12 protein-coding genes are annotated in these 12922 nt (G+C 62.3%); 9 read left to right on the forward strand and 3 right to left on the reverse strand.

The annotated features are described in order from the left end of the window. Nucleotides 1-27 precede the first annotated feature (27 nt). On the forward strand, nucleotides 28-1074 hold the full coding sequence (locus KEM63_RS15640) for an aliphatic amidase (RefSeq protein ID WP_223653268.1): 1047 nt from the start codon (nucleotides 28-30) through the stop codon (nucleotides 1072-1074). A gap of 65 nt (nucleotides 1075-1139) precedes the next feature. Beyond that, nucleotides 1140-2198: an AAA family ATPase gene (locus KEM63_RS15645; protein WP_223653270.1), complete on the forward strand. Its 1059-nt coding sequence runs from the start codon at nucleotides 1140-1142 to the stop codon at nucleotides 2196-2198. Between the two features lie 84 nt (nucleotides 2199-2282). Here the strand turns inward: KEM63_RS15645 and KEM63_RS15650 are convergent, their stop codons facing one another. The 3 genes from KEM63_RS15650 to rpmE all read right to left on the reverse strand — a co-directional run bounded on the left by KEM63_RS15650 (nucleotide 2283) and on the right by rpmE (nucleotide 4717). Then, complete coding sequence (locus KEM63_RS15650) at nucleotides 2283-3545, reverse strand: malic enzyme-like NAD(P)-binding protein (protein ID WP_223653273.1); 1263 nt, start codon at nucleotides 3543-3545, stop codon at nucleotides 2283-2285. A gap of 149 nt (nucleotides 3546-3694) precedes the next feature. Continuing rightward, complete coding sequence (locus tag KEM63_RS15655; RefSeq protein WP_223653275.1) at nucleotides 3695-4393, reverse strand: thermonuclease family protein; 699 nt, start codon at nucleotides 4391-4393, stop codon at nucleotides 3695-3697. Between the two features lie 108 nt (nucleotides 4394-4501). Beyond that, the gene (rpmE, locus tag KEM63_RS15660) at nucleotides 4502-4717 is read right to left on the reverse strand and encodes a 50S ribosomal protein L31 (RefSeq protein ID WP_223653277.1); all 216 of its coding nucleotides are present in this window, start codon (nucleotides 4715-4717) and stop codon (nucleotides 4502-4504) included. A 162-nt stretch (nucleotides 4718-4879) separates the two neighbouring features. Between rpmE and KEM63_RS15665 the strand changes: the two genes are divergently transcribed. The 7 genes from KEM63_RS15665 (at nucleotide 4880) to KEM63_RS15695 (ending at nucleotide 12881) form a co-directional block, all read left to right on the forward strand. Next, nucleotides 4880-7132 carry a primosomal protein N' gene (locus tag KEM63_RS15665; RefSeq protein ID WP_423747816.1) on the forward strand — a complete coding sequence of 751 codons (2253 nt, stop codon included), beginning with the start codon at nucleotides 4880-4882 and terminating at the stop codon, nucleotides 7130-7132. Nucleotides 7133-7222: 90 nt separating this feature from the next. Beyond that, nucleotides 7223-8968: an arginine--tRNA ligase gene (argS, locus tag KEM63_RS15670; RefSeq protein ID WP_223653281.1), complete on the forward strand. Its 1746-nt coding sequence runs from the start codon at nucleotides 7223-7225 to the stop codon at nucleotides 8966-8968. A 5-nt stretch (nucleotides 8969-8973) separates the two neighbouring features. Next, complete coding sequence (locus KEM63_RS15675; protein ID WP_223653282.1) at nucleotides 8974-9564, forward strand: SPOR domain-containing protein; 591 nt, start codon at nucleotides 8974-8976, stop codon at nucleotides 9562-9564. A 156-nt stretch (nucleotides 9565-9720) separates the two neighbouring features. Next, nucleotides 9721-10251, forward strand: a complete 531-nt coding sequence (hslV, locus tag KEM63_RS15680) for an ATP-dependent protease subunit HslV (RefSeq protein WP_223653283.1) — start codon at nucleotides 9721-9723, stop codon at nucleotides 10249-10251. Between the two features lie 18 nt (nucleotides 10252-10269). After that, nucleotides 10270-11607 (forward strand): ATP-dependent protease ATPase subunit HslU, encoded by a 1338-nt coding sequence (hslU, locus tag KEM63_RS15685; protein WP_223653284.1) that lies wholly within the window; start codon nucleotides 10270-10272, stop codon nucleotides 11605-11607. 212 nt (nucleotides 11608-11819) lie between these two features. After that, entirely contained in the window at nucleotides 11820-12200 is a 381-nt protein-coding gene (locus tag KEM63_RS15690; RefSeq protein ID WP_223653285.1) for a gamma-butyrobetaine hydroxylase family protein, read from the forward strand. A gap of 60 nt (nucleotides 12201-12260) precedes the next feature. Next, complete coding sequence (locus KEM63_RS15695; protein ID WP_223653286.1) at nucleotides 12261-12881, forward strand: TetR/AcrR family transcriptional regulator; 621 nt, start codon at nucleotides 12261-12263, stop codon at nucleotides 12879-12881. The last annotated feature ends 41 nt before the right edge of the window (nucleotides 12882-12922 follow it).

Below are 12922 nucleotides of genomic sequence, written 5' to 3' on the forward strand. Positions count from 1 at the left end.
CCCCCACACTCATACGGAGCGAAAGCCATGCGTCATGGTGATATTTCAAGCAGTCCCGATACCGTCGGCGTCGCCGTCGTCAACTACAAGATGCCACGCCTGCATACCCGAGATGAAGTGCTCGACAATGCACGCAAGATTGCAGACATGCTTATTGGCATGAAGAAAGGTCTGCCGGGCATGGACCTGGTGGTGTTCCCCGAGTACAGCACCATGGGGATCATGTACGACAACGATGAAATGATGGCCACTGCGACCACCATCCCCGGGGACGAAACCCGCATCTTCAGCGAGGCCTGCAAGCAAGCGAAGACCTGGGGCATCTTCTCACTGACCGGCGAGCAGCACGAAGAGCATCCGCACAAGGCCCCCTACAACACGCTGATTCTGATCAACGACAAGGGCGACATCGTCCAGAAGTATCGCAAGTGCATTCCCTGGTGTCCGATCGAAGGCTGGTACCCGGGCGACCGGACCTATGTCACCGAAGGCCCCAAGGGCATGAAGATCAGTCTGATCATCTGCGACGATGGCAACTACCCGGAAATCTGGCGGGACTGCGCCATGAAGGGCGCCGAGCTCATCGTGCGCTGCCAGGGCTACATGTACCCGGCCAAGGAACAGCAGGTACTTATGTCCAAGACCATGGCCTGGGCCAACAACTGCTATGTTGCCGTGGCCAACGCCTCGGGTTTCGATGGTGTGTATTCCTACTTCGGCCATTCGGCGATCATCGGCTTCGACGGGCGAACGCTTGGCGAATGCGGGGAGGAAGACATGGGCATTCAGTATGCGCAGTTATCGGTATCGCAGATTCGCGATGCGCGGGCCAACGATCAGTCGCAGAACCACTTGTTCAAGCTGCTGCACCGCGGTTACACCGGCATGTACAACTCCGGTGATGGCGACCGCGGCGTCGCCGATTGTCCCTTCGACTTCTACCGCACCTGGGTGCTGGATGCCGAGAAGGCGCGGGACGATGTCGAGAAAATGACCCGCAGCACCATCGGCGTGGCTGACTGTCCCGTAGGCGAGCTGCCGCATCCCGGCCGCGATCGCGAAGCGGGTGCCTGATCGGCGACAGGCGGCCCGCTCGGGCCGCCTTCGACGCACGCTAACCGGCTGACAGGACAGATACCATGCCCTTCATCAATGAGGTGCTGGAGCACAACCAGCGCACCAGTGGCGCTGCACCGCCCCGGCGTACCTCGCGCTTTCGCTTCGATCCGGATCAGGTCATGACCCTGCTCCGCTCGCGGATCGTTGGTCAGGAGGCGGCACTGGATGCCATCGCAGCCAGTTTGAGCGTGATCAAGGCCGAGCTCGGCGATCCACGCAAGCCGCTCGCGGTTGTCCTGCTGATGGGGCCAACGGGTGTCGGCAAGACCGAGACCGTTCGCCTGCTCGCCGAGGCCATTCATGGCAAGGCCGATGCCCTGTGCCGGATCGATATGAACACCCTGGCACAGGAGCATTACGCCGCCTCGCTGACCGGTGCGCCGCCCGGTTACGTCGGCAGCAAGGAAGGCACTACGCTGTTCGACAAGGCTGCCATCGAAGGCAGTTTCGGAACCCCCGGCATCGTGCTGTTCGACGAGCTGGAAAAGGCCAGTGAACCGGTGATTCGGGCGCTGATGAATATCTTCGACAACGGTCAGCTACGGCTGAGCTCCGGCACCGCTACGCTGGATTTCCGCAACAGCCTGATCTTCATGACCAGCAATATCGGTGCCCAGGCACTGTGGGACTATCAGCAGCGTCAGAGCCGCGGTTGGCGTAGATGGTTGCCGCTTGGCTGGCAGGCCGATACGGAAGCGAGACTGGTCGACGAAGCACTGGAGAAGCAGTTTTCGCCGGAGTTTCTCAACCGTATCGACCACCGGGTGACCTTCCAGCGGCTCGGCGGTGATCAGGTCGGGCAATTGGTTGATCTGGCGCTGGAGCGACTGAACCAGCGCCTGGCGCGCCAGCAACTGCAACTGATACTGGATCCGCCCTTGAAATCGTGGCTCGGCGAACAGGGATTTGATCGTCGATATGGCGCTCGCTCGATGGCACGTGCCTTCCGCCATCACATTGAGCCGGCGGTGGCTAGACGGCTGCTGGATCACCCCGATGCAGCGGGAGAGGTGCTCCACGCCAGGTTGCAGAGCGGTCGCATCGTCATCGAACCGCTTTCCGCGGCGCAGCGCCGCTAGCATCGACAGCGCCGCGCACAACAACGATCGGCCGTAAACAAAAAACCCCGCACCAAGCGGGGTTTTTATGCTGCAGAGAGTCGCTTACTTGACGTCTTCGACCGACTTCAGCGGGTAATGCGCCGGGTACGGCTGGGTAGCCACGCCCGAGTCGATGGCAGCCTGGGCCACAGCGGCCGGCACGCGCTCGATCAGACGCACGTCCATGGGCTTGGGAATGATGTACTCTCGACCGAATTCCAGCTTGATGCCGCCATAGGCTTCGGATACGTACTCCGGCACCGGCTCCTTGGCCAGCTCACGGATGGCGTGGACCGCGGCGATCTTCATCTCTTCATTGATACGCGTGGCACGAACGTCCAGCGCACCGCGGAAAATGAAGGGGAAACCCAGTACGTTGTTCACCTGGTTCGGGTAATCCGAACGACCGGTGGCCATGATCACGTCAGGACGCGATGCGCGCGCCAGCTCGGGCTTGATTTCCGGATCAGGATTCGAGCAGGCGAACACGATCGGGTTTTCCGCCATCAGCTTCAGGTCTGCCGGCGGCAGCAGGTCCGGACCGGACAGGCCAACGAACACGTCAGCGCCCTTCAGGGCATCGGTCAGGGTGCGCTTGTCGGTCTCGGTGGCAAAGATTGCCTTGTATTCGTTGAGGTCATCGCGGCCGGCGTGAATCACGCCCTTGCGGTCGAGCATATAGATGTTCTCGACCTTGCAACCCATGCTGACCAGCAGCTTCATGCAGGCGATGGCGGCAGCGCCCGCGCCAAGGCAGACGATCTTGGCGTCTTCCAGTTGCTTGTCGGCCAGTTCCAGCGCGTTGATCATGGCGGCGGCGGTAACGATTGCGGTGCCGTGCTGGTCGTCATGGAACACTGGAATGTCGCACTGCTCGATCAGTGCACGTTCGATTTCGAAGCACTCGGGGGCCTTGATGTCTTCAAGGTTGATGCCACCGAAGGTGCAGGAGATCCGGCGCACGGTATCGATAAAGGCTTGCGGGCTTTCGGATTCGACTTCGATGTCGAACACGTCGATGCCGGCGAAACGCTTGAACAGTACACCCTTGCCTTCCATGACCGGCTTGCTGGCGAGCGGGCCGAGATTGCCCAGGCCGAGAATCGCGGTACCGTCGGAAATGACCGCAACGAGGTTGCCTTTTCCGGTGTATTTGTAGGCGTTTTCCAGATCCTTGGCGATTTCGCGAACAGGTTCTGCAACACCCGGGCTATAGGCCAGTGCCAGATCGCGGGCAGTGGCTGTCGGTTTGGTCAGCTCTACGCTCAGCTTGCCCGGACGCGGGTTGGCATGATACGCGAGTGCATCGGTTCTCAAATCGGACATTGTCTATTTTTCCGGTCAGGTTGCTCATGCGGGCGGTCGAGAATACCGAAAAGCACCAGTCGTAACAAGGTTATTCACGGAGCGGATGTCAAGGACATATTCGTATAATGGTGCGTCATCGACGAAGAATGCAGCATGAAGCGCGGTGTTCAACGCATCTGCCGCAGCATGCTCTCGTGCCTGATGGGCAACATGAATCGCTGGTGTCCGGCCTTGACACTGCGTTGACCGCGGCGATCGATCACCCATCCACGGGCCTCTACCGTCTGACCCGCCATTTTCTCGGGCGGTCTGGGCAACGCTGTACGCTCGTCCTGATGAACCCGCAAAACCGTCTGCCCCCCCAGTGCCAGCCACCAGAACTTTCCGCCTCGCTGCACCGAATGCACCCGGCCCTTGACCAGCTGGAATCCTCCTTCGCTGAGGTCAGCTGCGTCGACTACTGGCTGGCTTCCCCACAGGCCGCGACGCGCATCGCGGGCCCGATGCTCCGCCTCGGCATGGCAGCGAACCAATGCCAGATTGGGCGGAACGCCGATGGCAAAACCGAGGCCCTCGCGGAGAAGTTGCGCTTCGAGGTTGTCGCCGGTGGCGTTGAACAGATGCCCCAGGGTGCGGCCGTAGCGATCCCGGGGCTCCTGCCCCTGGGCCAGATACAGCGGCCCGTCGGCGACAAGTGCCTGCAGCCGATTCGCCGCAGCACGAGCGAAGGGCTGGGACGCTCTGCCCTTGCGGCCGATTTCCGGTGCATTGATACCGATCAGCCGTACGCGGCGGCCATCGGTCAACTCGAGCGTGTCACCATCGAACACGGAGCGGCTCTGCACGCGCGTGGCGTCGGCCGGCATCCGACAGGCGTCGGCATGCGCCTGCCCCGCGAAAAGCCAGACAATAAAAAAGGCGCTCCAACGGAGCGCCTTTCTCGTCTCGAACCCTGCCATGAAGGCCGGCGAGTCTTACTTCTTGGTGCTGACGGCACCGAAACGCTGCTTGAAGCGCTCGATACGGCCGCCGGTGTCCAGTACCTTCTGCTTGCCGGTATAGAACGGGTGGCACTCGGAGCACACGTCCAGGTGGATCGGCTTGCCCAGAGTGGAACGTGTGGTGATCACGTTGCCGCAGCTGCAGGTAGCCTGGAGTTCTTCGTACTTGGGATGCAGATCAGCTTTCATGGGTATTCCTCGATTGGTGTGCCGCCACCGGACCTACTTGATCTGGCACCGCACTGGATAATTCAAAGCCGATACCAGAAAGGCACCCGGGTACCGGAAAATCAGGCCGGCGATGATAACAGAAACCCGCGCTTACGCAAGCACCACCGGCTGGCGTCCGGAATGCTACCATCTGCGCACTGTCAGCTGGAGTCATTCACGTCCGTGCCCATTCTTCAGGTTGCCCTGCCCTCCCCCCTGCGCCGGCTGTTCGATTATCGCAGCCCGGTTGGCGTGCGTGACGAGGATTGCCGCGTCGGTCTGCGGGTGCGGGTGCCATTCGGCAATCGGCAAATGGTCGGGATCATCGCGGGGCTCAGCGATACCTCCGACCTGCCCGCCAACAAGCTCAAGCGCGCCCTCGAGCTGATCGATCTCGAGCCACTGCTGCCCGAGACGCTCTGGCAACTGTGCCTCTGGACTGCCAGCTATTATCAGCACGGACTCGGCGATACGCTGAGCAGCGCGCTGCCTGTACTGCTGCGTCAGGGCGAACCGGCGCTGGCCCGCCAGGACCGGCTCTGGAAGCTGACCACCGGCACCTACCCCGAGCATCCGGCCATCGCCCGCGCGCCGAAGCAGAAGGAAGCCGTGCAGATCCTGGCCCGCCACCCGCACGGCCTCTCGCATGCCTTGATCGGCCAGTGGGGTCTGACGCGCGATTGCCTGGAAGCGCTCGAACGCAAGGGGTTGGTCGAGCGCATCAGCCAGTCGCAGCATCATGTCAACGAACCGCTTCCTTTATTACGCGAGGCGCCGCTGACAGCCAATCCCGAGCAATCCGCAGCGCTGACGCAGATCCTCGACAATGACGGGTTTGCCACCTGGCTGCTCGAAGGTGTCACCGGCAGCGGCAAGACCGAAGTCTACCTGCAGGCCATTGAGCATGCGCTGCGCCAGCAGAAACAGGCGCTGGTGCTTATTCCGGAGATCGGGCTCACGCCGCAGACGCTGGAGCGATTTCGTAAGCGCTTCAGCGTACCGGTGGTCATCCTGCACTCCGGACTCAACGACCGTGAGCGGCTTGACGCCTGGATTGCCGCGCGCGATGGCGAAGCCGGTGTGATCATCGGCACCCGTTCGGCGATATTCACACCGCTGGCTCGCCCAGGCCTGATCATCGTTGATGAAGAACACGACTTGTCCTACAAACAGCAGGAAGGCCTGCGCTACAACGCGCGCGACCTGGCGGTATACCGCGGCCACCTGGAGCAGGCCGGCGTGCTGCTCGGCTCTGCCACGCCATCGCTGGAAAGCCTTCACAATGTCAAACGGGGCCGTTATCAGCGGCTGCGCCTGACCCAGCGGGCAGGCAATGCCAGCCCGCCACGCTTCGAATGCCTGGATATACGCAGCCGTCCACTGGAGGGGGGGCTATCGCGGCCATTGACGGGGCTCATCGGCGAGCACCTGCGCGCCGGCAATCAGGTGCTGGTGTTCATCAACCGGCGTGGTTTCGCACCGACCCTGATGTGCCACGACTGTGGCTGGATCGCCGAGTGCAAGCGTTGCGACGCGCGCATGACGGTACACCAGGCGCCTGCGCATCTGCACTGCCATCACTGCGGCAGCCAGCGCGCCGTGGACCGTCACTGCCCCAAGTGCAACGGCGAGGACCTGAGGCCGATCGGCGCCGGGACCGAGCGCACCGAGGAGCAACTGGTACAGAGTTTCCCCGACGTTCCGGTAATGCGCATCGATCGGGACAGCATGTCACGCAAGCAGGCGATGGCAGACATGCTGCGGCGCATTCACAGCGGCGAGCGCTGCATCCTGGTCGGCACGCAGATGCTTGCCAAGGGACATCACTTCCCTGACGTGACGCTGGTGGCGATCCTTGATGCTGACGGCGGCCTGTTTTCCGCTGATTTTCGCGGACCGGAACGCATGGCCCAGCAGATCACCCAGGTCGCCGGGCGTGCCGGCCGCGCCGACAAGCCCGGGCAGGTACTGATCCAGACCCACATGGCTGAGCATCCATTGCTGATCGACCTGACCGAGCACGGCTATCCCGCGATCGCCGAGCGAGAACTGGCCGCGCGCCAGTCGGCCAACCTGCCGCCGTACAGTTTTATCGCGCTGCTGCGTGCCGAAGCCAATGTCGCGGCCCTGGCCAACCAGTTTCTCGAGGAGGGCTGCGCCTGGGCCGAACAGCTCTGCGCCGACAACAGGCTGGAGGGCGTCGACCTGCTGGGCCCGGTCCCGTCGCCCATGGAGCGCCGCGCCGGGCGCTTCCGCGCACAGTTGCTGATTCAGGCCGGGCAGCGATCGGTGCTGCATCAGTTACTGCACATATGGCTGCCGCAACTCGAAGTCCATCCGCTCGCTCGCAAGGTCCGCTGGTCGCTCGATGTCGATCCGCTGGACATGTTCTGAGCTGAGCGCCCTATCGGATTTGGCAAGTGGACACTTAAGCCGGATAATGCCGGGTTTTCCAACAGGCCTTGCCCGGACATTCGACTACCCATGAAGAACCTGATCAGCCAGCTGCTCGCCGAAGCCGTGGAGACCCTGAAAAGCCAGGGTGTACTCCCGGCCGACCTGTCCCCGTCGATCCAGGTGGAGAATGCCCGCGACAAGGCGCATGGTGATTTCGCCAGCAACCTGGCGATGATGCTGGCCAAGCCTGCCGGCATGAAGCCGCGTGATCTTGCCGAGAAACTGGTTGCCGCGATGCCTGCGCATGAAGCGGTTGCTCAGGTGAACATTGCCGGGCCCGGTTTCATCAACATCTTTCAGGACAGCGGCTGGCTGGCTGGACAACTTGAATCCGCGCTGGCCGACGCGCACTTGGGCGTTGCCCGGGCCAACCCGCCGCAGCGGGTGGTGATCGACTACTCCTCGCCGAACCTGGCCAAGGAAATGCACGTCGGCCATCTGCGTTCGACCATTATCGGCGATGCCGTGGCGCGCATTCTGGAGTTCCTTGGCCACGAGGTGATCCGGCAGAACCACGTAGGCGACTGGGGCACCCAGTTCGGCATGTTGTTGGCGTATCTCGAAGAGAATCCGGTCGCCGCCGAGTCCGAACTGGGCGATCTGGAAAATTTCTACCGGCAGGCCAAGAAGCGCTTCGACGACGATGCCGCCTTCGCCGATCGGGCTCGGGAGCGCGTGGTGCAACTGCAAGCCGGCGACGCCACGTGCCTGGCGCTGTGGCACACATTCAACGACATCTCGCTGGGCCACTGCCAGGCCGTGTACGACCGGCTTGGCGTATCCCTGAGCCGCGATGACGTCCGCGGTGAGAGCGCTTACAACGAGGAGCTTGCGGACATCGTTCGCCAGCTGGAGGTCAGCGGCCTGCTGACCGAGAGTGACGGCGCACGCTGCGTGTTCCTCGATCAGTTCACCAACAGCGAAGGCAAGCCGCTGCCGGTCATTGTGCAGAAGGCCGGCGGTGGCTATCTGTACGCCACGACCGATCTTGCAGCCATGCGCTATCGACACGAACAGCTCAACGCTGACCGCGTGTTGTACTTCGTCGATCAGCGCCAGGCACTGCACTTCCAGCAGGTCTTCGCCGTGGCGCGCAGGGCCGGTTTCGTGCCGGAGAGCATGGAGCTCGAACACATGGGCTTCGGTACCATGAATGGCGCTGACGGCAAGCCGTTCAAGACCCGCGACGGTGGCACGGTAAAGCTGGTGGATCTGCTCGAGGAAGCCGAGCAGCGCGCCTATCGACTGGTCGAAGGCAAGAATCCCGAGCTGCCGTCCGATGAGTTGCGCAGCATTGCCAAAGCGGTGGGTATCGGCGCCGTCAAATATGCAGATCTGTCCAAGCATCGCAGCAGCGATTACAGCTTCAACTTCGAGCAGATGCTCAGCTTCGAGGGTAATACCGCGCCGTATCTGATGTATGCATATACCCGGGTAGCGAGCATCTTCCGCAAGCTAGAGCAGCCCATGGATGCTCTGGCCGAGCTGTTACCCATGAAACTTGAGGCCGAAGCGGAGGCCGATCTCGCGGCGCACCTGGCGCAGTTTGGCGATACGTTGAATTATGTCGCCCGGGAAGGTACTCCGCATGTGCTGTGCACCTACCTGTACGAGCTGGCCGGGCGCTTCTCCAGCTTCTACGAGCAGTGCCCGGTGCTGGCCGCCGAGCGACCGGAACAGCGCGACAGTCGCCTGCGCCTGTCCGCCCTGACTGGACGAACCTTGCGCCAAGGCCTTAACCTGCTCGGCATCGAAACACTGGAGCGCATGTAAGCAGCATGGCCAAAGGACGCAAAGCCCCTACCCGCGGAGCCAGCCGGCGCCAGGCTTCCAGCCGACCGCGGATTCCCGGCTGGCTATGGATGGTCAGCGGACTGGTCATCGGCCTGTTCGTGGCATTTCTGTTTCAGCTCGAACCCGGTCGTGAAACGGTAAAACGTGAAGCGGTTCCGCCGAAGCCGGCCCAGCAGGCGCCTCGTCAACCCAAGCCAGCCGAACAGCAGCCGCGGTATGACTTCTACACGCTACTGCCCGAGTCCGAGGTGATCGTTCCGGAGACTGCCGTGCCTGAACAGGCCCCGGAAGCACCCGCGCCGAGTGATCCGGCTGCGACCGAACCTGCCACGCGCTACTTCCTCCAGGCTGGATCGTTCCGCCAGCGCGCCGACGCCGACCGGGTCCGCGCTCAGATCATCATGCTCGGCCTGGATGTGCAGCTCGAGAACGCGAAGCTGGGCAATGGCGAGACCTGGTACCGCGTCCAGGTCGGCCCGTTCCAGGACCGCAACAGTCTCGGAGACGCGCAGAAAACACTGGCCGGCAATGGCTTTGACAATCTTCTGTTACAACAACGCACCAGCAAGCAGTAACAGCCCGGCCGCGCCCAGTGCGGCCTTGCCTGCCACCTCGGCACCAGACGTTCGAATCGCCTGCCCGCACGGTTGAAATCCCCCCGCATGCCCCAAACTATCCCGGATGGCAGCCTGCTGCCGCCGTTTCCCCCGTCAGCCATTTGGGAGCTGCTTGTGACTACAATCGTATCCGTCCGCCGCCAGGGCAAGGTCGTCATCGGCGGCGATGGCCAGGTTTCGCTGGGCAACACCGTAATGAAGGGCAACGCGCGCAAGGTGCGCCGCCTGTACCGCGACCAGGTCATTGCCGGATTTGCCGGCGGTACCGCCGATGCCTTCACTCTGTTCGAGCGCTTCGAAGCGCAGCTGGAAAAGCATCAGGGCAATCTGGTGCGCGCAGCCGTCGAACTGGCCAAGGACTGGCGTACCGACCGCGCCCTGCGCCGCCTGGAAGCACTGCTCGCCGTGGCCAACAAGGACGCTTCGCTGATCATCACCGGCAACGGTGATGTCATCGAACCCGAAGAAGGTCTGATCGCCATTGGCTCCGGCGGCCCCTTCGCCCAGGCCTCCGCTCGTGCCCTGCTGATGCATACGGATCTGTCCGCACGCGAGATCGTCGAGACCAGCCTGAACATTGCCGGCGACATCTGCATCTATACCAACCGTAACCTGACGATCGAGGAGCTGGACGCCAATCCCTGAGGCGCCCGGATAACCAGCATGTCCATGACACCCCGTGAAATTGTCCATGAGCTCGACCGTCACATCATCGGTCAACAGGACGCCAAGCGAGCCGTCGCCATTGCCCTGCGCAATCGCTGGCGGCGCCAGCAGTTGCCTGACGCAATGCGCCAGGAGGTCACCCCGAAGAACATCCTGATGATCGGCCCTACCGGTGTCGGCAAGACCGAAATCGCCCGCCGCCTGGCGAAGCTGGCGCAGGCACCGTTCATCAAGGTGGAAGCCACCAAGTTCACCGAGGTCGGTTATGTCGGTCGCGACGTGGAATCGATCATCCGTGACCTGATCGATGCGGCATTGAAAATGTTGCGCGAGAAGGAAATGGAGAAGGTGCGTCATCGCGCCGAAGACGCCGCCGAGGACCGGATCCTCGACGCGCTGCTGCCTCCTGCCCGTGGCTCGAACGACGAGCCGGCGCGCCAGGACAACAGCACCCGCCAGCTCTTTCGCAAGCGTCTGAGAGAGGGCGAGCTGGATGACAAGGACATCGACATCGAGGTGACCGAAGCGCCGGTCGGCGTCGACATCATGGCACCGCCGGGCATGGAAGAAATGACCAGCCAGCTGCAGAACATGTTCTCCAGCTTCGGCAAGGGTAAACGCAAGACCCGCACGCTGAAGGTCAGGGACGCAATGCGGCTGATTCGTGATGAGGAGGCCGCCCGGCTGGTCAACGAAGACGAGCTGAAGACGCGCGCCATCGACGTTGTCGAGCAGAGCGGCATCGTGTTCATCGACGAGATCGACAAGGTCAGCAAGCGTGCCGACAGTGGCGGCGGTGCCGACGTGTCCCGCGAGGGCGTACAGCGTGACCTGTTGCCCTTGATCGAAGGGTCGACGGTCAACACCAAGTTCGGCATGGTCAAGACCGACCACATCCTGTTCATCGCATCAGGTGCCTTCCACCTGACCAAGCCCTCGGATCTGATCCCTGAATTGCAGGGGCGCTTGCCCATCAGGGTGGAGCTGCAGTCGCTGTCGCCCCAGGATTTCGAGCGCATTCTGACCGAGCCGGACGCCTCGCTGACCGAACAGTATCGGGCACTGATGCAGACCGAAGGCCTGGAAATCCAGTTTGCCCCGGACGCCATCTCGCGCCTGGCCGAGATCGCCTGGCAGGTCAACGAGAAGACCGAGAACATTGGCGCGCGCCGGTTGCATACGGTGCTCGAACGGCTGCTTGAAGAAGTGTCGTTCAGCGCCGGCGACCTGGCGTCCTCCCAGGAAGGCAAGGCGCTGGTGATCGATGCCGCATACGTCAATGAGCACCTGGGCGAGCTGGCGGTCAACGAGGATCTTTCGCGCTACATTCTGTAAAGAGAGGCTGGAGGCTGGAGGCTGGAGGCTGGAGGCTGGAGGCTGGAGGCTGGAGGCTGGAGGTGGTCAGCGTGATGCGATTATTACGGACCGCAACACCGAAATGCTCGGCTCTGGCACAATTCTTCAGAGTCGGCGCAAGGTGTATCGCTTACAGCCTCAAGCCTCCAGCTGCCCCGAAGTACAACTGCCAGCGCTATCCAGGAGACTCCATGCCCGCCCCCATCCCTACCGACATCAAGCTGCAGAAAGCCTCGCGCACACTCAGCCTGACGTACGCCGACGGCCACACCTATGTGCTCCCGGCCGAGTACCTGCGCGTGCACTCACCCTCGGCGGAGGTCCGCGGCCATGGCAGTCCGGTTCTGCAGACGGGCAAACAGCATGTCGGCCTGACCGGTCTCGCACCGGTGGGCAATTACGCGCTGAAGCTGGTATTCGACGATGGGCACGATACCGGTCTGTTCAGTTGGGATTATCTGTATGAACTGGCAACCCGGCAGGAAGCCCGCTGGCAAGCGTACCTTGATCAGCTGCAGGCAGCCGGTGCCAGCCGAGATCCGGACGTCTCGACGGTAAAGCTGATGCTCTAGTTCTCGTTTCGGCCTCCTGCGGCTGGCTCCTGCAGAGCCAAGCGGGTAAAAGGATAAACGATGAAAACCCGCGACCGAATACTCGCCTGCACCCTGGAGCTGTTCAATGACCAGGGCGAGCCAAACGTCTCGACGCTGGATATCGCCAATGAGCTCGACATCAGTCCGGGCAATCTCTACTACCACTTCCGCGGCAAGGAAGTGCTCGTGGACGTGCTGCTGGGCGACTTTCTGGAGCAGACACGCGATCTGGTCACCGCCCGACCCGGCGCGGATGATCTGAGCCCCGAAGATTACTGGCTGTACATGCATCTGCTCTTCGAAGCGATCATCCGGTATCGCTTCCTGTTTCTCGATCTGCCCAACCTGATGGGTCGCTACGCGCAGGTCCGTCGAGCCATGCATCACTGGGTCGAGGCGCTGCGCATCAGCCTGAACGATCTGCTGCTGGCGCTGCGCGACCAGCATCACCTGCGCGCCGCCGACGACGAACTCGACAGACTGCTCGACGCGCTGTGTCAGACATTTCTGTTCTGGACCGACTACCAGCGGGTACGTGGTCTGGACGAGGCAGATCCGGCGACGGCGGTGCGGCAAGTGCTTGGCCTGATGCTGCCGTATCTGGATGGGGAAACACGCGCGTGGATGACGGACCTGATCGAACGCTACCCGCGTCGATGAAAGATAGGTAAAGAAGGCTCACCCAGGACAGGTGAGCCCGT

This window comes from Halopseudomonas nanhaiensis (assembly GCF_020025155.1).
GTDB lineage: Bacteria > Pseudomonadota > Gammaproteobacteria > Pseudomonadales > Pseudomonadaceae > Halopseudomonas > Halopseudomonas nanhaiensis.